General features: G+C 42.3%; 19 protein-coding genes. 12 read left to right on the forward strand and 7 right to left on the reverse strand.

The features are described from left to right. Positions 1-125: 125 nt before the first annotated feature. The gene (gene uvrA, locus BMX50_RS28975) at positions 126-3020 is read right to left on the reverse strand and encodes an excinuclease ABC subunit UvrA (RefSeq protein ID WP_091219211.1); all 2895 of its coding nucleotides are present in this window, start codon (positions 3018-3020) and stop codon (positions 126-128) included. A gap of 504 nt (positions 3021-3524) precedes the next feature. On the opposite strand from uvrA, the gene BMX50_RS28980 reads away from it, so the two are divergent. The 9 genes from BMX50_RS28980 (at position 3525) to BMX50_RS29020 (ending at position 12055) form a co-directional block, all read left to right on the forward strand. Next, positions 3525-4109 carry an RNA polymerase sigma factor gene (locus BMX50_RS28980; protein WP_090534404.1) on the forward strand — a complete coding sequence of 195 codons (585 nt, stop codon included), beginning with the start codon at positions 3525-3527 and terminating at the stop codon, positions 4107-4109. Positions 4110-4372: 263 nt separating this feature from the next. Next, positions 4373-4567 carry a hypothetical protein gene (locus BMX50_RS28985; RefSeq protein WP_091219215.1) on the forward strand — a complete coding sequence of 65 codons (195 nt, stop codon included), beginning with the start codon at positions 4373-4375 and terminating at the stop codon, positions 4565-4567. 253 nt (positions 4568-4820) lie between these two features. Then, positions 4821-5579 carry an endonuclease III gene (gene nth, locus BMX50_RS28990; protein ID WP_091219219.1) on the forward strand — a complete coding sequence of 253 codons (759 nt, stop codon included), beginning with the start codon at positions 4821-4823 and terminating at the stop codon, positions 5577-5579. A 155-nt stretch (positions 5580-5734) separates the two neighbouring features. Beyond that, positions 5735-6754, forward strand: coding sequence for a recombinase RecA (recA, locus tag BMX50_RS28995; RefSeq protein WP_091219222.1), 1020 nt, complete (start codon positions 5735-5737; stop codon positions 6752-6754). Positions 6755-7005: 251 nt separating this feature from the next. Then, positions 7006-7479: an REP-associated tyrosine transposase gene (locus BMX50_RS29000; protein ID WP_244281138.1), complete on the forward strand. Its 474-nt coding sequence runs from the start codon at positions 7006-7008 to the stop codon at positions 7477-7479. A gap of 130 nt (positions 7480-7609) precedes the next feature. Then, positions 7610-8725, forward strand: a complete 1116-nt coding sequence (cfa, locus tag BMX50_RS29005) for a cyclopropane fatty acyl phospholipid synthase (RefSeq protein ID WP_091219226.1) — start codon at positions 7610-7612, stop codon at positions 8723-8725. Positions 8726-8855: 130 nt separating this feature from the next. Beyond that, the gene (locus BMX50_RS29010) at positions 8856-9212 is read left to right on the forward strand and encodes a Bor/Iss family lipoprotein (protein ID WP_091219230.1); all 357 of its coding nucleotides are present in this window, start codon (positions 8856-8858) and stop codon (positions 9210-9212) included. 6 nt (positions 9213-9218) lie between these two features. Beyond that, entirely contained in the window at positions 9219-10727 is a 1509-nt protein-coding gene (locus tag BMX50_RS29015; protein WP_091219234.1) for an FAD-binding protein, read from the forward strand. Between the two features lie 14 nt (positions 10728-10741). Then, positions 10742-12055, forward strand: a complete 1314-nt coding sequence (locus tag BMX50_RS29020) for a hypothetical protein (protein WP_143065287.1) — start codon at positions 10742-10744, stop codon at positions 12053-12055. Here the strand turns inward: BMX50_RS29020 and BMX50_RS29025 are convergent. Further along, entirely contained in the window at positions 12052-12531 is a 480-nt protein-coding gene (locus BMX50_RS29025) for a DinB family protein (RefSeq protein ID WP_091219242.1), read from the reverse strand. The two genes, BMX50_RS29020 and BMX50_RS29025, sit on opposite strands and share 4 nt — an antisense overlap. Before the next feature lie 149 nt (positions 12532-12680). Here BMX50_RS29025 and BMX50_RS29030 point away from each other — a divergent pair, with 149 nt between their 5' ends. The 3 genes from BMX50_RS29030 to BMX50_RS29040 all read left to right on the forward strand — a co-directional run bounded on the left by BMX50_RS29030 (position 12681) and on the right by BMX50_RS29040 (position 16318). Continuing rightward, positions 12681-14402 (forward strand): ArnT family glycosyltransferase, encoded by a 1722-nt coding sequence (locus BMX50_RS29030; protein WP_143065288.1) that lies wholly within the window; start codon positions 12681-12683, stop codon positions 14400-14402. Between the two features lie 9 nt (positions 14403-14411). Continuing rightward, positions 14412-15437: a hypothetical protein gene (locus tag BMX50_RS29035; protein WP_091219250.1), complete on the forward strand. Its 1026-nt coding sequence runs from the start codon at positions 14412-14414 to the stop codon at positions 15435-15437. Between the two features lie 155 nt (positions 15438-15592). Continuing rightward, positions 15593-16318 carry a DUF2490 domain-containing protein gene (locus BMX50_RS29040; protein WP_091219254.1) on the forward strand — a complete coding sequence of 242 codons (726 nt, stop codon included), beginning with the start codon at positions 15593-15595 and terminating at the stop codon, positions 16316-16318. Positions 16319-16563: 245 nt separating this feature from the next. Here the strand turns inward: BMX50_RS29040 and BMX50_RS29045 are convergent, their stop codons facing one another. From BMX50_RS29045 to BMX50_RS29065, 5 genes are all read right to left on the reverse strand, one after another. Beyond that, positions 16564-17403, reverse strand: coding sequence for a DUF2911 domain-containing protein (locus tag BMX50_RS29045; RefSeq protein ID WP_091219258.1), 840 nt, complete (start codon positions 17401-17403; stop codon positions 16564-16566). 54 nt (positions 17404-17457) lie between these two features. Next, positions 17458-18480, reverse strand: coding sequence for a proline iminopeptidase-family hydrolase (locus tag BMX50_RS29050; protein WP_091219261.1), 1023 nt, complete (start codon positions 18478-18480; stop codon positions 17458-17460). 213 nt (positions 18481-18693) lie between these two features. Beyond that, positions 18694-19437, reverse strand: coding sequence for a head GIN domain-containing protein (locus tag BMX50_RS29055; protein WP_091219264.1), 744 nt, complete (start codon positions 19435-19437; stop codon positions 18694-18696). A gap of 361 nt (positions 19438-19798) precedes the next feature. Further along, a complete protein-coding gene (locus BMX50_RS29060) occupies positions 19799-21463 on the reverse strand; it encodes a M1 family metallopeptidase (RefSeq protein WP_091219268.1) in 1665 nt (554 codons plus the stop codon). An 11-nt stretch (positions 21464-21474) separates the two neighbouring features. Next, positions 21475-23145 carry a M1 family metallopeptidase gene (locus BMX50_RS29065; protein ID WP_091219273.1) on the reverse strand — a complete coding sequence of 557 codons (1671 nt, stop codon included), beginning with the start codon at positions 23143-23145 and terminating at the stop codon, positions 21475-21477. Between the last annotated feature and the right edge of the window lie 8 nt (positions 23146-23153).

Here is a 23153-nt window from a genome sequence, read left to right on the forward strand (position 1 = left end):
CTTATGATACGTAAAAGCGCGGACACATGTTACAAGAGCAAAGCGTACCGAAGGTGTATTGTACGCTTTGCTCTTGTGTTGGTAAGTATATTTTACAGAAATTTAATTAAGATATAATATTGATGTTAATCATCAAATCGCTCTTTTAAGAACTTGCCGGTGTAGCTATCCTTTTGTTTCAAAAGATCCTCGGGTACACCTTCAAATACAACTTTGCCACCACGGTCGCCACCTTCAGGGCCGATGTCTATCACCCAGTCGGCACACTTGATCACATCCATATTATGCTCAATAACAATAATTGTATTGCCATGATCAAGCAATGCATCAAATGATTTCAATAGTTTTTTAATATCAGCAAAGTGCAGGCCGGTAGTAGGCTCATCAAAAATAAACAGCGTTTTATTGGTGTTATTGCCTTTTACCAGGAATGATGCCAGCTTGATGCGCTGCGCCTCACCACCCGATAAGGTATTTGACGACTGTCCCAATTGTACATATCCCAGGCCAACATCAACCAGTGGTTTTATTTTAGCAATGATCTTAGGTTCTTTGGCAAAAAACTCAACAGCTTCATCAATGGTCATGTTCAGGATATCCGATACATTTTTTTCTTTGTACTGGATATCTAAAATATGCTGCTTGAAACGATGGCCTCCACAGGTTTCGCAGGTAAGGAAGATATCGGCCATAAACTGCATCTCTATCTTAACTTCACCTTCACCCTGGCAAACATCACAGCGACCGCCTTCAACGTTAAATGAAAACGCAGATGGTTTTAACCCCGCAGCTTTTGCTGCCGGTTGGCCGGCATACAGGTTACGGATTTCATCCCAGGCTTTAACATAGGTGACCGGGTTTGAGCGTGATGAGCGGCCTATCGGGTTTTGATCAACCAGTTCAACCTGTTCAATTTTGCCGTAATCGCCGTCAATGGCATCGTATGAACCTGTTTGCTCGCCCGAATAATTGCCCAATGCTTTTTGAACAGCAGGGGCAAGGATCCGTTTTACCAAACTGGTTTTACCTGAGCCAGATACACCGGTAACAACAGTTAGCACACCTAACGGGAACTTGGCATTTACATGCTTAAGATTGTTTTCGCGCGCGCCTTTTATTTCAATAAAATCATGCCATTTGCGGCGGCTTGCGGGGATGGCTATCTCCTCCCGGCCGCTCAGGTATTTGCCGGTTAAGCTTTTATCATCCTTTATAATTTCATTATAAGTGCCGGTGAAAACCAGTTCGCCACCATGGGTACCGGCTTCTGGGCCAATATCTATGATATGGTCTGCTGCTTTCATAATCTCTTCCTCGTGCTCAACAACCAATACAGTGTTGCCTACATCGCGGAGAGATTTTAATACGGTGATCAATCGTTGGGTATCGCGGGGGTGTAAACCGATACTTGGTTCATCCAATACATAAACCGAACCTACAAGGCTGCTGCCTAATGAGGTAGCCAGGTTAATACGCTGCGATTCGCCACCCGATAATGTGTTGGATAAACGGTTGAGCGTTAAATAGCTCAAACCTACATCATTTAAAAAGCCAAGGCGGTTAGTTATTTCCATCAGCAGGCGTTTGCCAATTTTGGCATCGGTTTCGCTCAGTTCAAGTGATTTAAAAAACTCGAATGCTTTATCCAATGGCATCAATACCACGTCGGTAATTGATTTTTCGCTGATCTTTACATAGGATGCATCTATCCGTAAACGGCTGCCCTTACATTCCGGGCAGGTGGTTTTGCCTCTGTATCGCGATAGCAAAACACGATACTGGATCTTGTATGTTTGCTCTTCCATCTCCTTGAAAAACTCATCAAGGCCACGGAAAAACTTATTACCAGTCCAAAGCAGTCGTTGTTCTTTTTCGGTTAGCTGGTTATATTGACGATGGATAGGGAAGTCGAACTTTAAGGCATGTCTTACCAGTGCATCGTTCCATTCGCGCATTTTTTCACCGCGCCATGGGGCAATAGCACCCTCGTAAATGGATTTGCTTTTATCTGGTATTACCAAATCTTCATCAATGCCAATTACCTTGCCGTAACCTTCGCATTTTTTGCAGGCACCGTAAGGGTTATTAAAGCTGAAGAAGTTTGGAGTTGGCTCCTCAAACTTAAGCCCGTCAAGCTCAAAACGGTCGCAAAAAAAGCGCTCGTGCTCGGTATCTTCGTCGGGGGCCTGGAAACGCACAAAGCAATCGCCTTTGCCTTCAAAAAAAGCAGTTTGTATGGAGTCGCCTAAACGGCTAACGGTTTCATCTTCTACATTTTTGGTAACACGGTCAACAACAATGCGTACAACAGTTTGCTGATCGGCCTCTGTAGTTTCTACTATAGCTTTTTTTGCTTTAGTCTTCTTGATTTCAACTACAGGCTCGGCGGCCATCAAAGGAACGTTTTCTACCGTTTCGTCCTCTAACAATGATTCGATGCGTGAAAGCTTACCATTATATTCAACACGCACAAAACCTTTTTGCATCAGCACCGCAAGCTCCTCTTTAAGGCTCCGGTTATTGTGCGGGTGCAATGGGGCAAGGATGGTTACCTGGGTTTCATTGGGCAACGAAAGCACAAAGTTCACCACATCGGTAACCGAATCTTTTTTTACAATGTTGCCCGAAATGGGCGAGATGGTTTTACCGATACGTGAAAAAAGCAACTTCAGGTAATCGTAAATTTCGGTTGATGTACCAACGGTTGAGCGTGGGTTTGAGGTAATTACCTTTTGCTCAATGGCTATGGCAGGTGCAATACCTTTAATATAATCAACATCAGGCTTATTCATACGGCCCAGGAACTGGCGGGCGTATGATGAAAGGCTTTCCACATAGCGGCGCTGGCCTTCGGCATATAAAGTATCGAAAGCGAGCGATGATTTGCCCGAGCCCGACATGCCTGTAACCACCACCAGTTTATTTTTGGGGATAGCCACATCAAGGTTTTTAAGGTTGTGTACCCTTGCGCCTTTTATGATAATATGTTTTTGCGGATCTTTTTCTGCTTCTTTACTCATTCTGTTGCATTAGTTCATCGTTCATGGTTGATAGATCATAGCTTGTTTGTGAGGTTTACAACAAATAAAATACCATGAACTATGATCCGTTATCCATGAACTTTTTGCGAATGCAAAAATCCTAAAAAATTTAGCAGAATCCAAATGAGTTTTGATTGTTTATTGGATTAAACTACGTGAGATATTGGAGTTTACAGTTGGCTGACTTTTGAAAGTTTAATGTTGTTTTAACAACTACTTTTTAAAAAATTTATTTTGGTGAATGATTAAACCTTCGGTATTAAAAGTCAGTCTAAAGAGAGCTAACCAAATAAATGATTGTTTATTCACTGGTTTTGCCGATTAAATAGTAAAGTTGAGCTTTTAAAAAAAAATTTATTTGTTTTTTTGCCAATAATTTATTTTATTTGGAGAAACAAATCTTTAACCCCTAAGGAGCACGCTATAGAATACACTTTACTTTAAAAGGTTTTAACTAAAAATTAAGTTTAAGTAGTACTTTCTATGGATTTTCAATTGAAAAGTGATCAGGATCTAATCCATCTTTACGTAGCCGGCGACGAAGCCGGTTTAGTAGAATTGATAAGGCGTTACCAATCAAAAATATATACCTCAATTTACCTGCTGGTAAAAGATGAATACCTTGCTGAAGATATTTTTCAGGATGCATTTATAAAGGTGATCAATACCCTTAAAGCCGGTAAATATAACGAAGAAGGTAAATTTTTGCCCTGGGTAACCCGTATTGCACATAACCTGGTGATTGACCATTTTCGCCGTGAAAAACGTGCGCCAATGATCAGCAATGGCGATGATTTTGACATTTTTGAAGTACTTGGCAACTACGATGAAAGTACCGAAGATAAAATGGTAAGGGATCAAACCCATAAAGACCTTAAAGCGCTGATTCAGTTGCTTCCGTCCGAACAGAAGGAGGTACTCATTATGCGCCACTTTGGTGATATGAGCTTTAAAGAGATTGCCGACATTACCGATGTAAGTATCAATACTGCACTTGGCCGTATGCGTTATGCGCTTAACAATCTGCGCAAAATGATGCAGAGCAAGGAGCTTAGTCTCAAAAATTAAGGTTAACCAAACCTATATAAAAGGTTAGCGTATTATTGTTTAGGTTAAATTGAACAATAATATGCTAACCTTATTTTTTGTCCCAAATTTTGATAAGTTTTCATTAACTGTTGATATAAAGTCGCTTACTGTTGCAAAAGCGTGATCCCGGCCTCTCAGGCCTGAATTTCTCGAAATAAAAATTTCATTTAATTTTCATTTAACAAAATATTATCTTTAAGCCACCGTTATAAACCATATAAAAATTATAGTAAAATAAGCTTATGGATGAAACCTTTACAAAAACGTTGAATGCATTAGCTAACGAAGCTGAAATGAACAGGAATGCACAAGAAAATTTGGACGCCGACGAAGTGATTTTTTACAATTCAATTCGTATTGATTTAGACCTGCTGATCAGGAAACCTAAAGTGCAAACCATACACCAGATCCTGGATTATTCAAAAAGCTTACGTTAGTATTTATTGCAGATTCCCCCACTGGTTCATAGATCATAATTGTTGAGAAGGTTGCCGATGCGAATCGTAAGAGCCGAAACCCAATGAATGATTTATGAACCTTTCTATTTTAAAAGCGGTTCAGTAGTTCACTGATTCATTCGTTCATTGGTGAAAAGTTTGATAATTTTGACGCTTAGTTTAGTATGGATCGTTCTATTCATAACAATAAGCAAGGCACCAATAAACTAATGAACAAATGAACCAGTGAACTATGTTAAAAGCCGAACGCTACCGCCATTTTGTTGATTATTTTTCTAAAAACCAGCCTAATCCGGTTACCGAACTTCATTATAATAATCCATTTCAGTTATTGGTGGCTGTGATACTTTCGGCACAGTGTACCGATAAGCGCATTAACCAGGTAACACCTGCACTATTTGAACGTTTCCCTACCGCGCAGGACCTGGCCGCGGCAACATCCGACGAGGTTTTCTCATACATCCGTTCTGTAAGTTATCCTAATAACAAGGCCAAACACCTGGTGGGTATGGGTAAAATGCTTATAGAGGTTTTTAACGGTGAAGTACCTGCTGGGATAGAAAATCTGCAGAAGCTTCCTGGTGTAGGCCGTAAAACAGCCAATGTTATTGCCTCGGTGATTTTTGAAGAACCCGCTATGGCAGTTGATACACATGTTTTTAGGGTGGCTAACCGCATTGGTTTAACCAATAATGCCCGTACGCCGCTGGCTGTTGAAAAGCAACTGGTTCAAAATATTCCCAAAGAGTATATAGCGGTGGCGCACCACTGGCTGATACTACATGGCCGGTACATTTGTTTGGCACGTAGCCCTAAGTGTGATGTTTGTCCGCTTACCTGGTTTTGCCGGTATTATGAGCGTAACAATACAGAAGCCGCGCTGCAAAGGGCAGAAGCTGCTAAAATTAAAAAAGCCAAAGAAGCTAAAAAGAAAAAAGAGCTTAATACTATAGCTAAGGAGTTAAAGAAGAGGAGTGTTAAGGAAGGTTGATTGGGTGAGTGGTTGATTAAGTGAATGGTTATTATATTTACTTAATACAACCTAATCAACTAATTCACCCAATCAACCACTCACTTAAATAATAATTACTAAAAAAATTAGTAATTATAAAAAATGTAATTATATTTGCTTAAGAAAATAAAACGATGGCTAATACAGATAAAAACAGCGATAAATTAAAGGCATTACAGCTTACGTTAGATAAGCTGGAAAAATCATACGGTAAGGGCACCATCATGAAACTGGGCGAATCCGTAGTGGAGCAAACTGAGGTTATATCAACAGGCTCATTAGGCCTTGATATTGCTTTAGGCGTTAATGGCTTACCTAAAGGCAGGATCATTGAGATCTACGGTCCGGAATCATCGGGTAAAACAACCCTGGCTATTCATGCTATTGCCGAATCGCAAAAAAATGGTGGTATTGCCGCGTTTATTGATGCAGAGCATGCTTTCGACCGCTTTTATGCCAAAAAATTAGGAGTAGATGTCGAAAACCTGCTGATCTCTCAACCGGATAATGGTGAGCAGGCACTGGAAATTGCTGATAACCTGATCCGCTCGGGTGCTATTGATATTTTAGTTATCGACTCTGTTGCGGCGTTGGTTCCTAAAGCCGAGATAGAAGGTGAAATGGGCGATTCAAAAATGGGCTTGCATGCACGTTTAATGTCACAGGCGCTACGTAAGTTAACCGGTACCATCAGCAAAACCGGATGCTGCTGTATTTTCATTAACCAGCTGCGCGATAAGATTGGTGTTATGTTTGGTAACCCTGAAACTACAACCGGTGGTAACGCATTGAAATTTTATGCTTCGGTACGTTTGGATGTACGCCGGATCTCACAGATTAAAGATACTGATGAGGTTTCTGGTAACCGTGTAAAAGTTAAGATAGTTAAAAATAAAGTTGCACCTCCGTTCCGAGTAGCCGAATTTGATATCATGTTTGGAGAAGGTATTTCAAAGGCTGGTGAGATCATTGACCTGGGTGTTGAATATAACATCATTAAAAAAGCAGGTTCATGGTTTAGCTATGGCGAAACCCGCTTAGGCCAGGGCCGCGATGCTGTTAAACAACTGATCCTGGATAACCCTGAACTACAGGAAGAATTGGAAAATAAGATCAAAGAAACAGTTACCGGCGAAAGCATGGAAGAAGTGTAAGCTGTATTGCTACAATTTTAAAAGTGATTTAAATCTATCTACCTATGAGAAGAGGCTCCCTGCAAGGGGAGCTTTTTTTATAAGTATCTGCCGCGGGTTTAGCGCAGCGTAACCCGCGGTGTAGCATCATTTAAGCTTCCAGCTTAAATAAATAATTAAATCTAAATCTGAAAATCCATGAGCCGCAATTACAAATTCCACAACCAGGAATTTCTTTATTTTGTAACTTTTACGGTTTACAATGGATAGATGTGTTTACCAGAACAGAATACAGGGATATCTTCGTCGAGAGCCTGAGATATTGCATAAAACACAAAGGTCTTAAATTATATGCCTGGGTAATAATGAGCAATCATGTGCATTTAATTATCGGTACCGCAGATAAACCTATGCAGGATATTTTAAGAGATATCAAAAGGCACACTTCTAAAACCATTATCAAAGCAATTGAGGAAAACTTGCAAGAGAGCAGGCGTGCATGGCTATTGTGGTTCTTTGAACGCGAGGGGCGTAAGAACCCCAGCAATGAACATTTTCAATTTTGGCAGGCGGGTAGCCATCCCGTAGAATTGTTTGGTAACAAGATGATAGATCAAAAGCTTGACTATCTGCATAATAATCCTGTTGTTGCTGGCTGGGTTGATAGGCCGGAGCATTTTCTGTATAGTAGTGCCAGGGGTTATGCAGGTGATAAAGGCTTAATTGATATTGAATTGATGTTTTAAGCTGAAAGCTTAAAACATAGTAAACCACAGGTTACGCTGCGCTAAACCTGCGGCAGTCACAGTAGTTTTTTTCCTGTTTTCGACAAAAAGAATATCTTTATCACCGCATAAAACCGAAAGATAAAAAACTATGGGATCATCAAAAGAGATTGTTACGAATACGTTTGCCGCAGGAGGTATTACCATGAATGGTACTAATCCCTGGGATGTACAGGTACACAATCCTAAATTGTATGATCGCCTGCTTGCCGGTGGCTCATTGGGCTTTGGCGAAGCTTATATGGAAGGCTGGTGGGATTGTGATGCGTTAGACGAATTCTTTTTCCGCGTGCAATATCATCGGGTTGATAAAGCAATTCCCCGCGATTTAAACACCCTTAAATATTTCCTAAAAGCAAAGTTTGGTAACCAGCAAACCAAATCGAAAGCTATGGAAGTTGCTTACAAACATTACGATATTGGTAATGATTTGTTTGAGCATATGCTTGATAAACGCATGATGTATTCTTGCGCCTATTGGGAAAACGCTGAAACTTTAGATGAAGCCCAGGAAGCCAAGCTTGATCTGATCTGTCGCAAATTAAAATTGGAGCCAGGCATGCGTATGCTGGAGATTGGATGTGGTTGGGGTGGTTTTGCCAAATATGCAGCCGAGAAATATGGAGTATCTGTGGTGGGCCTAACTATCTCTAAAGAACAGGCCGCGCTCGCGCGTGAAATCAATAAAGGCTTGCCTGTTGAAATCAGGTTGGAAGATTACAGGGATATTAATGAAAAGTTCGACCGGGTGGTATCCATTGCTATGCTGGAAGCCGTAGGGTATCGTAATTACAGAACCTATATGGAAACGGTCGCCAGGAACTTAACCGACGACGGCATTTTTCTGCTGCATACTATAGGTGGCAATTACTCTACCAAAGTTACCGATCCCTGGATTGATAAATATATTTTCCCTAACGGTATGTTACCATCTGCCGCGCAGCTTTCAACCGCCTGGCAGGGTTTGTTTGTACTTGAAGACTGGCATAACTTCGGCGTATATTACGACCGTACCTGTATGGAGTGGCGTAAAAAATTTGAGCAAAGCTGGCCGCAGCTTAGTGCTAAATACGGCGATACTTTTTATCGCATGTGGCGCTATTACCTCAGTGCCAGCGCAGCATCCTTCCGTTCAAGAAAAAACCATTTATGGCATATTGTTTTAACTAAACCCAAACATTTGGGATTATACAAATCAATAAGATAAAACTACTCTTCAAGTTGCCTTTAAAAATGGCGTAAAAATACGTATTCAATAAACGTGTTTTTACTTATTTGAAAATCAGGTATTTAGATTTACTTTATTTCTATTCAGTAAAATCCTAAATACTTGCCCTATGCTGCCATCATATCTGAAGCGGTCTTCACGCCTTTATATAAAATGCGTCCCCGTTTTATTGCTCTCATTATTATTAAGTAGTTGTTATACAGCCCGCGTTGAAACCAAAGCGCAGGCAGGTTCAGAGGTATCGTACCAAAATGTAAACTTTTTTTTCTGGGGGGCTATTCAAAGCCCTAAGCGCATAGTTACGCCAATATGTGATTCCCTTGGCTCCAATGGTATGGCCGAAGTAACGGTAAAGAATAATTTCGGTTATTCATTGCTTACGGTAGTAACCCTGGGTATCTGGAGCCCTGCGAGAGTTGAGTGGAAATGCGGTAAACCTTGTGCTAAAGAAGGCACCATAAAATAAGCAGCTATGAAAGTTATTAAAACAGGAGTTAGCAGTTGGGAAAACCGGCACGAAACTTTTATTGAACAAATAAAAGATTTGTATGAACTGGGTAATGAAGATAATCTCGACGCGCTTGAGGGTTATAATGATGCCACTAAAGGACTGCAAAACATCATCAAACAAGCGATAGAAACCGATACTCCACTACGATCGTTGGGAGCAGGCTGGTCATGGACAAAAATAGCCACCGTTAAAGATGGTGTAATGCTGGATACCAAGCCCCTTAATACAAGGTTCACTGTTGCTGATACTGCAGTAAACCCAGCCTACACAGGTAATAAAGAGCATTTACTTTTTGCACAAAGCGGCAATGGCATTTGGGAACTTGGCGCTTTCTTGAAAAACAGGGGTTTGTCGCTCAAAACTTCGGGAGCCAGTAACGGGCAAACTATAGCCGGGGCAGTTAGCACAGGAACCCATGGTTCGGCGTTTGATTTTGGCGCCACGCCGGATTTTGTTGTGGGGTTACATATTGTTGTGAGTCCCGACAGGCATATCTGGTTGGAAAGGGCTTCGGCACCGGTGGTGGCACAACGCTTTATAGATTTGTTGCAAACCGAGTTGGTGCAGGATGATGAGCTTTTCAATGCTGCTTTGGTAAGTTTTGGAAGTTTTGGCATTATCCATGGGATGTTGATGGAAACCGAGCCTTTATTTTTATTAGAAACTTATGTACAGCGATTGCCTTATGATACCGAGCTGCAAGGCATGATGGAAACATTGGATTTTAGTAATACTGATAAGCTGCCTTGTGGTAACGAACGCCCGTTTCATTTTTCGGTATTGCTTAACCCGTATGAGCTGGATAAGGGGGCCTTTGTAACCACTATGTATAAGCGGCCATATCGCACCAACTACCAGCCGCCGGTTGATAACGCGGCGGGGATTGGGCCGGGAGATGATGCTGCCAGTTTTATAGGTACTATTACTGATGCAGTGCCCGCCCTGGTTCCTATTGTAGTTACCAAGGTATTAAACACCAGTATGACCACGAATAGTGATCCGCATTTTGGTACGCTTGGCGAAATATTTAGCAACACTACTTTAAGAGGCAAATTGTTAAGTTCTGCCATAGGTTTTCCGGCCGAACTTTCACCAAAGGTTGCCGATCTGATGCTGAAGATCAATAAGGATATCGGGCCTTTCAGCGGCGTGTTTTCGTTCAGGTTTGTTAAGCAAACAAAAGCCACAATGGGCTTTACCAGGTTTGATCATACCTGTATCATGGAACTGGATGCGCCACTGTCCGACAAGTCTTACAACTTTTATACCCAGGTGTGGCTGATGCTTGAGCATGAAAATATCCCCTTTACTTTTCATTGGGGCAAGGCCAATGAAGTTACCCCGGAGCGCGTGCAAAGAATGTATGGCGACGCTGCTACCCGTTGGATCAATGCCCGTAAAACCCTGCTCAACGCCGATTGTCAAAAAGTTTTTACCAATCAAATTACACAGCAATGGGGGCTGGCCTGAAATATCGAAGTTGTTTGAAGGCAGTAATAATATGTTGCCTGTTTTTGTGCTGCGTAACAGCGGAGGTAAAAGCCCAAACTACGGCGCAGATCATCGATGAGATAAAGGCGATAAACAGTAAAGTAATCAATTGGCCTAATAGTAACGGGCAGGGAATGCTGATCTCTAACAAGGCGATGAATATTTTCCTGTCTAACAAAGTGAGTTCTTACCTCTCAGGTAACGAAGATCTCTCTTTATACAAAAACTATGTGAACATCAACGCGGCGGAAGGAATGATTAACATCAATCACAATTTTCATCAGCCGGTGGATAGTGACGATTGGGTGAGATCGTTTGTAATAGTAGGGGCAAGGGTAAATATTGCCAACGCTTATTCAGCAAAAATTGCCAACAGGTATTATGATAATCAGCTGGGTTTTACCATTCAAAAAACATGGATGGGAAAACCCAGAACTTACTATGCCGCTAATGGCAATTTTAAGAAAGAAATGGACGCTGCCCGTGCCTTGATAGTAAATACACTTGCCCAAAACATCAATAAGAAAGCTGAAGAGTTTGAGCAATCGCTCAACGGACTGAAGCAGGATGAAGTACCCGGGCAAAATTTAGCTGACGTTAAAAGCAAACTCCGAAAAGCCTTTTACGCCACGCTTCGGGCAGATTATCTGCAACAGTTTTCCGGGCAGCAGTCGGAACTTTTGGTTAATACGGCCAATTTTAATCTTGTTACAGATAACTGGACAAGTTTAGGCGTTTACATCCCGGTTATACCTCAAAAATTTATGGTGAGTGATGATGTTAACGCGCAGGTTAACAAACATTATAACTATCCGTTCGAATTATTTGTGACCCATACCCGCTTTTGGGAAAGCCCTAAACTTGGGCGGTTCTTTTTAACATTTGCAGGTAAAGGTTTTGTGAATAATGCGGTACAAAGCGGTTCCTTATTTAGTGCCGATGTAACAGGAGCACAGGGACTGGACGGAACAAATACGGTCACCATTAATAAAGGCGACCGTTACATTGGCCAGTATAAAAACTTTATAACCCCGGTTGCGGCGGGTAAGTTGGTGTATATCCCCTCAACATCGCATGTTGGTATTAGTTTCCGCATCGAAAAAAACTGGGGAAGTTATAAGGCGCTTAACTCCATTATAGGAATCCCCATTGTTTTGATCGATAAAAAAGGTGTGCCCGCCATAAACTTTGAAGCGCAGCTGTTACTTCAGGATATGAATAACTTCTTAAAAGATACCCACCTGCCTTATAATAAAACTGCTGTGGGTTTAACAGTTGGGATTCCGTTTAGTAAGATTGTTTATTAAACCGTCTTACCCATCTCTTCCAAAACTGCTCTTTTCAGAGCCATGATATAACCAACATGCAAGCCCTCATGAAAAGGTAGGAAACGGATACCTTCTTCAATATTGCTTAATGTAACGCCGTAGCGGGTGGTCATCGGTTGATAGTTTGCGAAAACGCCTGCATGGTAATCTTCCTCAAGCTTATCAATGGTTGAAATAAGCAGCTCTTTAACCTCGGCAATATCATCGGCATTAATAAAACCCTGGGGTTTGGTTTCGGGGCGATAAGGGGTATAGTATTTGTCTTCAACCACAATAGGCACACCCGCGCGGGTATAGCAAATGCCCTGCTGCCCCGAAATCATGTGCGCCAGGTTCCAGATCAGGTTGTTGACATATCCCGAAGGGATATAGTTAAGTTGTTCGGGAGTAAGTTCTTTAACAACATTAAGTAATGTCAGACGTGGTTTTTTAATAACCTCAAATTCTTGTTTCATTTTATATTGGAAGGGTTAAGGCTTTGCAGCATGCTAAATTATGAAGATTGTGGTATGTTTTTCGTCAAATTATCACATCGCTGCCGCCAACGTTTTATGGCTTATATCTTTTATCATACCTTTGGCAATTCATTTACTCATCCATTTTAATGCAGGATACCTCTTTAAATAGCGCGCCGGTAAAATATAACAAGCCAATAATTTATTTTTTACTGTTGTGGGCTTTGCTAAATGCTGTGCAGGCATTTACGCTCGAGATTCATGCAGATGAAGCTTATTACTGGGTTTACTCGCGTTTTTTAGATTGGGGGTATTACGATCACCCGCCTATGGTGGCCGTTTTTATTAAAGCCGGTTACAGCCTCATGCATAATGAGTTTGGCGTAAGGCTTTTTACGGTGATCAGTACTACGGCATCCCTGTACCTGATGTGGATGATGTTAAAGCGTTATAAGGTTGATGCTGTTAACTTTATACTGGTGGTTTCGGGCATCTTTGTATTCCATATTTACGGTTTTACCACCACTCCTGATGCTCCTTTGCTGTTTTTTACTGTGCTGTTCCTTTATTTTTATCAGCAGTATATTGAAGAGGACAGTTTAAAACTTGCCCTTATACTCGGTGTAGTGATTGCCTGCCTGCTGTATAGCAAGTATCATGGTATTTTACTGGTTGCTTTCACGCTTGCATCTAATATAAAATTACTCAGGCGCGGATCTTTTTATGGGATAGTGCTGCTGGCGCTGGTTTTGTATGCGCCGCATATCCTGTGGCAGGTAAACCACGACTATCCTTCGATAAGCTATCACCTTAGCGAGCGCTCGGCCGATGATTACCAGTTGGACAACACTTATCTATATCCATTGGGGCAGTTGATAATGGCCGGGCCGCTGATTGGCTGGTTTTTGTTTTATAAAGGGTTTACAACCAAAATACAGGATGTTTTCACCCGCACCCTGCTTGTGAACAGCGTGGGCATTTTAGCATTCTTTTTTCTTACTTCCTTTAAAGGCGAAGTACAGCTGCATTGGACGCTGATTGCCTATGTACCACTAAGCATGCTGGTACTTATCAGTTTTGCAAAGCCGGGAGGCAAACCTGCCTGGTTTAATCGTTTGGCTGTTATAAACGCAAGCCTGATTTTGCTTGTCCGCCTTTGTATTATCTGGGGGCCTCCATTCTTGCTAAAGATTGATGCCATGAAAAGCTTTTTTGGCTTTAAGGATTGGGCTCACCAGATCAAACAAAAGGCAGGCAATAATTATGTGATATTTTATGAAGGTTTTCAGGATCCGTCCAAGTACAATTTTTATAATAATACCACTCGCGGGCTGGCCTATGATTCACGCCATTATCGCCGTACGCAGTATGATATCTGGCCTATAGAAGACAGCCTTCAGCATAAAAAAACTTATTATGTACTGGATGTTTGGTTGCCTGGTGTAACAACCGACTCCATTAATGTATTTGCCGGTAAATGGTATGGAGGCTGGGTTGATGATACGCGCACCTATCAGCGGGTTGAATTTGAAACACTTGCCCCTAAAGAAGCCGTTAGTCCGGGGCAAAAAATCGATTTCGATCTTACGGTTAAAAACCCTTATCCATTCGCCATTAATTTCGGCAATAAAGATCAAAAGCATCCTGTATTTTTTGAGGCGTGTTTCTTTAAAAAAACCGATCAGATCACCAATCAAAAGGCAGATGAATCTTTTCATAATATTTCGTTGAAGCCGGGTGAGAGCACGCGTTTTAAATTTAACGTAAAGGTGCCCGATCAACCAGGTAGATATCAACTCATTTTTTCATTGCGTACCGAACCGTTTTTTGGCGGACGTAACAGCAAGAGCATCAACATTACAGTAAAATAATAATCAGCTATGTTTAAACGCATATACCTTTTAGTTCTTTTTTCGATCATAACCACTACCGCCGCACTTGCACAAGGCAGCCTTGATATCCATTTTAACGGTTTAGGTTTCATGGATAACCGCGAGTATAAGGACTTCGTGGCCCGCTCGCGTACCTATTCGGGCGTACGTACCGCACTTGACCTTGGCCTAAACGTTGACAGTCTGAACCACTTTATAGTAGGGGTTAACGGCATTCATGAGTTTGGCGCTAAACCGTATTTTTTAAAAGTGAACCCGGTTGTCTATTACAGTTTCACCGGCAAAAACTGGTTATTCAATGCCGGTGCTTTCCCGCGGGAAGGTTTGCTGGATGATTATCCACGGGCTTTACTGAATGATACTTTACGCTACTACCGCCCCAATGTTGAGGGTTTGCTTACACGTTTCCATAATGATCACTTGACAGAAACTGTTTGGATTGATTGGGTAAGCCGTCAAACGGTTACTGACCGTGAGCAGTTCCTGTTCGGCTTTTCGGGTAAGTACCGCCCAAGCTTAACCGGGCCATTTTATATATCACACTATTTTTTGCTGATGCACGATGCCGGTGCCGAAGTACTGTTGCCTAATGACCATATCCAGGATAATGGCGGCGGACAAATAAGATTAGGTTTAGACTTCAGTCATAAAACCATATTAGATTCGTTATCTATTGAGACTGGTGCCATGACATCATTTGAGCGGGTACGTGGTGTTGATGGTTTCAGGACACCGACCGGCTTCGTAGCTAACGCCTACTTAAGCTGGAAACGTTTTGCCTTGTTTGATGAATTTTACAAGGGCCAGGGCAGTCATATTATTTATGGTGATGCCTTTTTTGAAAAGAAAACCTACAACAGGCTTGATATCATTTACACGCCGTTTTTATACAAGCGTGTAAAAGGACAGTTTATATTGAGCCTGCACCAAACGCCGGGCTACAGCAGCAACCAGGAAGCCTTTAGGGTGACGGTTGACCTGGGCCGCCAGACATTGGTGAGGTTTAAGGATTAGTGAGTGGAGAGTAAGTTGAATAGGTGAATGGTTGCCTGTCTGCTACTACCTCTGAGTTTTTAAAGACAGATCCTGCAAATTTCTGTCTTTGAAAAAAACGCATGTAACGCGTCTCTATAATAAATGTTAACCTTTATAACACACATATATCATCCATGCAATTAAAAAAACAACTATTAATTTTTGTTGTACTGTTGCTTGCGGCACCTGCAAGGCTGCTGGCTCAGGACAACCAGTTTTCGGGTTGGGCGGCTATATTTCATAGCCATAAATTATCCGAACATTGGGGCTATTCGTTTGATGGGCAACTACGCTCACATGATGAAGTAAGTTACCTTAAGCATATCCTGCTTCGCCCGTCGGCTAATTATTATTTTGCCAAGAACAAGGTGGGGGCTTTAGGTTATGCCTACATTGCTACTTACGGCCGTACACCGAGCAACGAAACAACCTTTCGCCCGGAGCACCGGATCTGGCAGCAGTACACGTACACCCATAAACTAACCAAACATGTACAGCTGGCGCATCGCTTACGATTGGAGCAGCGCTTTTTAGGAAACACTGCCGATAATAAAAACGACCGTTATTTCGCCCAGCGTTTCAGGTATTTTGCCCGCGCAGTGATACCGATGAAACCGGATTCGGACGTATTTACAGAAGGTACTTTCCTCGCCCTGCAAAACGAGGCCTTTGTAAACGTGCAAAACAAGAATAAAGTAAACAAACACTTCTTTGATCAAAACCGTGCCTATGTGGCGGTAGGTTACCGTTTCAGCAAAGCATTTGATGCGGAGGCAGGATATCTTAATCAATACATTAAACAAGCTGATGCTTATGTGGTAAACCATGTGGCGCAATTAGCTTTTTATACGAGGTTTTAACCTCATCTAAATTCTCTCCAAGGGAGAGGACAAGAAAATCCCCTCTTGAGAGGGGGCGCGGAGGAATGTGTGGTAGCAGGGGTGTGTTTCTGCGATTGATTTGCAAAAGAGAAACACACCCCTCCACCCCTCTCAAGAGGGGAATCGCGCAGTCCCCGCTTTTTAAAATCTTGCTTACAACAAAAAAACCTTGCCAATATCATTGGCAAGGTTTTTTTGTTAAACGATGATAGGCGATTAAATCATCATTTCTTCGCCTGCGCAATTACCTCGTTATTTAAACGTACATACTCATCCGTTTTCATATCAGTGGCCATTTTCACGCCTTCCTGGGCTGTTGTTATGGCTGCAGCTTTGTCTCCTTTTCTTAATAAGATCCGCGCTTTCCATAGTTTAGGCACAAACGGAGGGAAGTTCTTGTCTTTTTCCAGTTCGGTTGCCCAGGCCAGGGCTTTGTCCATGTCTTTATTGTTGTTGTAGTAATATATCAGCGCTTCGTAGTATGGCTTTTTATCGGTTTTCATAGCCGAATCAATCCGCGCCATTACCTTGGCGTCAATATCGGTTGTCATGTGGATGGTGAAGCCGCTGTGCTCCCACATCATTTGTAAATCGCAGGTTGTTGTTGTTACGTTTGTAAAGGCGAGTGTCATTGTTTCTGTTAAAGTCTTAAGGTGCTCGGTTTTAACTTTGAAACGCAGAAAATCATCAGCTTCCTTATACATATAAGCGCCCCATTGCTTAGGTTGTTTGCTGATGATGATTGTCCACTCGTTTTCGCCGGGGATACTGAACAGGCCGTACTCGCCAGCCGGGATCTTGTTGCCTTCCATGCTTACCTCATCGGTAAATTTAATTACCGTGGCCGAATTAGCACCCGTACGCCAAACAGCTCCGTAAGGTTCCATGCCTCCAAATATTTTACGGCCTCTTACATCCGGACGGGAGTAAACAAGGCTTATTTTGCCGAGGCCAAGGTCCTGAACAATACTTTGGGTTGAGCTGGGTTGAGGGGTTAACTGCGCAAACGTATTCGCGGCAGTAAAGGTCATCATAGCGATGGCGCAGATCAGTAACTTTTTCATGATTTACGGTTTTAATAGTGGTGGAATATAAAACGCTGTGTTATAATTGGTGTGCTATTTTTTATCTGCAGTAAATGTACCCGCGTCAACGTCTTTTAAAAAGGCAATGAGGTTTTTGAAATAGTTCTGCTGATCATCATACATACTCATGTGACTACCATCCGGACACAGATAGGTACGACTGTTAGGTAGTAAATGTCCTTCTTTTTTCATGTCTTCGGGGTTCATTTCATCATGCATGCCGCCTAAAACCAGCGTTGGTACTTTGATATCCTGCAGTTTATCCCAAAATTCCCATCCCTTGAAATTACCGGTTACATGAAACTCGTCAACACCCTGCATTTGGATGTAAATGGTATGATTGGCTTTTTTAAAAGAACGCCAAATTGGTTCGGGCCAGTTTTCTAATGGAATCCGGCAGATTACCTGCGAATACAGCTTGTTCATCAGGAGGTCATTGTATTGCGGCGAGTCGTATTGCTTAAGCTTGTCTAAAGAATCAAACACTGCGATATCCCGTGGAGAGAAAAATTTCTTCTTCAACTCAGCGGCATAGGCAACATAGCCTTTCATACCCGCTGTCATGTTCGATAGCACTGCTCCTTTAACGTGCGATTGGTATTTATGCAAATATTCCATGGCCAGCATGCCGCCCCACGAATGGCCAAGTATATAAAAATTATCCAGGCCTAAACCCTTGCGCACTTCTTCAACCTCTTCAACATAACGCGGAATGCTCCATAATGAAGTATCGGCAGGAGCGTCAGAATTACCACAACCAAGCTGGTCATAATAGTAAATTTCCATTCCTTCCTTCGGCAGGAAATCATCAAAGCATTCCATATAGTCATGCGAAAAACCAGGACCTCCGTGTAGCAACAAAACTTTTATTTTACCGTCGCCAACTTTTTTGGTCCATACATTATACTTTCCGGCAACTTTAATGAGCCTGTTGCCGCCCGTTTTAACTTCGTAAGGCTTGTTTGACGGTTCGGCAGTGGTATCTGCCGCTGGTTTTGATGGATTATTGCATGCACAAACGCAGGCAGCAATCATGATAAAAAATAGCTTTTTCATGTGAGCGATAGGAATGGCTGATTGTTATCTTTTATATAAAGATACTAAGAAGCCGGTTAAATTTTTTTGTTAATAGTGTAAAAAAAAACGCTGTTGCTTTAAACTAAACAATCCCCAAATTACACAATTACCTGTGTAATTTGGGGATTGTTTAGCACATGATCGTGCTTGTATTTAACTTGAAAAGACTGTAGCTACAAGTGAGCTATTGGATTATATCCTCTCAATATCGCCACTACCAGCTTTTGAGCTTGAGATGTTTTTAGCGCCGCCGGTATAATGTACATCGCCCGAACCGCTTACTGAGGCATCAATTTTATTGCTGGCGTTGATGGTGGCATCGCCAGAGCCTGCTATATGAACTTCGGTATTAACTGTGATCAGGTCGCGGGCGGTGAAATCACCTGAGCCCACAACGTTCACTCTCGAATTATCGGCACGGCCCGAAAGCTTCATGTCGCCGGAGCCCGAAATGCTGCTATCCAGGTTTTTAGCATTTACTTTGCCCAGCATATCGCCAGAGCCAACTACTTTTAGTTTTAACGAGGTGGTGGTGATACCCTCTTTAAAATAAACATCGCCCGAACCGGCAACGTTAATACTGGTCATATCTTTAGCCACAACATGAACAATCATTTTACGGTTACGGCCAAAGCTCCAGCTGTCCCAGTTAGTACCTTTCTTACTATAGATCTTCAGTACACCGCCCTGAACCTCGGTAATGATCTTGTCGATCACATCTGAAGGCGCTTCAACTTTTACTGATTCGTTTGAGCCTTGTGTAAAGTAAACATCGAATGAGCCGGCCAGGTCAATAGCGCTAAAGCCCGATAAATGACGGTCTTGTGTGGTTTGATCGGCATGCTTAACAATAGGGTTTACTGGTTTTGCAGTGCTGTATGCTGTAGTTCCTGCTGCCAACACGGCGGCTAATAATATTTTTGAGATCGATTTCATGATGGTTGTTTTAGTTTCGTTTTCAAATTAGACGCCGGTAGGGAGAGGAAAGTTGCACCGGATTTGACTTTTTTTGTGGAGTTGGTTTTGGTGAGTGGTTGATTGGGTTGATTGAGTGAGTGGTTGTTTTGATTAAGTGAGTAGGCGAGTGGTTAAATAGGGTCTGTCAGTCTGAGCCTGTCGAAGACTCGGGCGTGGGGATCCTATGCACTATGCTTCGACGCGCTCAGCATGACACCCTTTTTAATTATGCTATGGGGCGAAAAGCAAAAGACTTACGAAGTTTTTAAAACTTCGTAAGTCTGGGTTCTAAAACTTGTCATTCCGGCAAATCAACTATTTACCCACTCGCCCTCAACCATCAATCAACCTTAATATAATAATTAAAGGTATCTACCTCCACATTGTCCTTAGTTATACCATCAATCTTAACCGGGGTAAACTGGGTGGTTGGTTTAATAAAGATATATCCGCCGCCTTTAACGCGTACCCTTACCGGCATGTTAAAACCTTCGGCATTGGCAATCCATTTAGAGTAAAGCTTACCATCTTTAACCACAAATTGCAGGGTTGGGATATCTTTATAATGCAGGTACTGGTCAAAAACAGGGGCCAGGTTCATGCCTGCCTGTTTGCAGATGTAGCCCACAATATCATCATAAGTAACGGTTTTATGGTAGAAGGTTTTGTTAAGTCCACGGAGGATGCTGCGCCATTTATCATCGTTGTTGATGATGGTGCGCACCATGTTTAACAGGTTGCCGCCTTTATAATACATATCGCCCGAGCCTTCCATGTTTACCCCGTAGGGGCCTACAATAGGTTTATCGTTACGGATGTTTTTGCGGGTGCCGTTCACATATTCCTGCCCGGCTTGTTTGCCGTAATAAGTTTCGATAAACAACGATTCGGAATAATTAGTAAAACTTTCGTGGATCCACATATCGGCCACATCTTTAGAAGTGATGTTATTGCCAAACCACTCGTGCCCACTTTCGTGTACTACAATGAAATCCCATTTCAAGCCCCAGCCGGTACCTGATAAATCGCGACCGAGATAGCCGTTTTTGTAGTGGTTACCATAGGCTGTACCGCTTTGGTGTTCCATTCCCAGGTGCGGGGTTTCAACCAGCTTGTAACCATCTTCATAAAAAGGATAGGGGCCAAACCAGTATTCGAACGATTTGAGCATTCGCGGCGCGTCAAGTTCCCATTGCTTTTTTGCCTTATCAACATTATAGCTTAATGGCCAGTAATCAAGCGTTAGCGGGCCTTTTTCGCCCTGATATGTGCCTTCAAAGTGGGTGTAATCACCAATATTAGCTTCTATGTCATAATTGTTAATAGGGTTAGCCACAAACCAATCGAACCGGGTGTAGCCGTTGTTCAGGTCGGTTACTTTGCGTAGCCTGCCGTTTGAAACATCTTTTAAACCATTAGGTGCGCTGATACTGATCAGGGCACTGTCCACCTCGTCATACTGATGATCTTTAGTCGGCCACCAAATGCTGGCGCCGATACCCTGACAGGCAGTTGCTACCCATGGTTTGCCTAAGGAATCGGTAGTGTAAACTACGCCGCCATCCCATGGAGCATGTTTGGCAATGGTTGGGTTACCGGAATAATAAACGGTAAACTCATCCTTGCTGCCTTTTTTTATACCTTTTGGAAAGGTTACAAACACGGCATTAAACTCGCGGGAGAAAGGTATTTCGGCTCCCTCGTAAACTACCTTCTCTATTTTTAAATTGGCAAACAGATCGAACTGGAGTTTGCTGAAGTTTTGAGTAGCAGTGAATTTAAACAGGTTGCTGCCGCTGATGAATTTTTTATCGATATCAAACTTCACATCAAGGTGATAATAGTTGATATCGTAGCAGGTACGCAGCGGAGTTAAGCTGCCCCGAAGCGAATCGGCACGGGTAAACGTTTCCTTATTGGTGCCTAATTGCGCCTGGGCTGTTGCCGCACCGGTTATTGTTAGCCATAAAGCAATTGCACAAATATTTAAGAACTTATTTTTCATTTATCTGGGGATTAATCCATGAGCGAACCCACGTAGTAGTTTAAATAATCAATTTCGATATTGTCTTTAGTAGCACCTGCGATTTCAACAGGACTCAGCTGTCTTGTAGGGGTAATGAATTTATATTCGCCGCCCTTTACGCGCACCCTGATGGGCATGTTGAAATCTTTAGCTTCGGCAATCCAGCGGCAGTAAAGCTTGTTTTCGTGACTGGTAAATTCAAGAACAGGAAGACTGCGGTAATGCAGGTACTGATCAAATATGGCCGAAAAGTTCATGCCCGATTGCGCATTGATGAAACCTACCACATCATCATAAGTAACCGTTTTATGGTAAAAAGTTTTGTTAAGCCCGCGCAGGATGCCACGCCATTTTTCATCATCGTTAATAATCGTACGGATCATATTAAGAAAAACAGCGCCCTTGGAATACATATCGCCCGAGCCTTCTTTGTTCACATTATAAACGCCAACTATCGGGCTGTCATTATTGATAGTAAGTCTTAAGCCGTAGTTATAATCCAGCCCTGCTTTTTTGCCCCAGTTATCCTCTATAAAAAGCGACTCGGAGTAGCAGGTAAAACTTTCATGGACCCACATATCGGCAAGATCTTTACCGGTAATGTTATTGCCAAACCATTCGTGCCCGCTTTCGTGTACAATGATATAATCCCATTTAGTACCCCATCCTGTGCCTGACATATCATAACCGAGGTAGCCATTTAAAAAACGGTTGCCGTAGGCCGTGGCGCTTTGATGCTCCATACCTAAGTGAGGTGTTTCAACCAGTTTGTAACCATCTTCATAAAAAGGGTAGGGGCCAAACCAGTGTTCAAATGCCTTCAGCATAGGTTTTACGTTGGCGGGGAAGTGCTTTTTTGCTTTTTCGAGGCTGGTTGGCAATACCCAGTAATCGAGGCTGAGTTTACCTTTTTCGCCCATGTAGGTATCTTCAAAATGTACATAATCGGCAATGTTGGCAACTACGTCATAATTATTAATGGGGTTGGCCACAAACCAATCGAACCGCGTGTACCCATCTTTAAGCTGGGTTACTTTACGCAGGCGACCGTTAGAAACATCTTTTAAACCTTTAGGCACACTGATGCTGATCATCATGCTGTCAACCTCATCGCTCAGGTGATCTTTAGTAGGCCACCAGATGCTGGCGCCTATGCCTTCGCAGGCTGTGGCTACAAATGGTTTACCTAACGAGTCTTTTTTGAAGACCACCCCTCCATCCCAGGGAGCGTTTACAGCTATTGTTGGGTTGCCCGAATAATAAACGGTAAACTCATCTTTACTGCCTTTAGTTATCGTTTGAGGGAAAGTAACAAATGCTGCATTACCATCGCGGGTAAAGGCAACCTCTTTACCTTTGTAAACAACCTTTTCAATTTTCAGGTTAGCAAACAGATCGAACTGGAGTTTGGTAAAATCCTGCGTGGCGGTAAATTTAAATTGATTACTGCCGCTGATGAATTTTTTATCGATATCAAATTTCACATCAAGGTGATAGTAATTGATGTCATAACAGGTGCGCAAAGGTGTGAGCATACCACGAAGCGAATCGGCATGGGTAAACTGCTCTTTTTCTTTCAATAGTTGTGCCTTTGCCTGCTGGTTAATTATTGCAGTGCTTAGTAAGGTAAGCGCTGCGAGATATAGTTGTTTTATTTTCATGTACTTAA

The organism is Mucilaginibacter gossypiicola, assembly GCF_900110105.1.
In the GTDB taxonomy this organism is placed as follows: Bacteria; Bacteroidota; Bacteroidia; order Sphingobacteriales; family Sphingobacteriaceae; genus Mucilaginibacter; species Mucilaginibacter gossypiicola.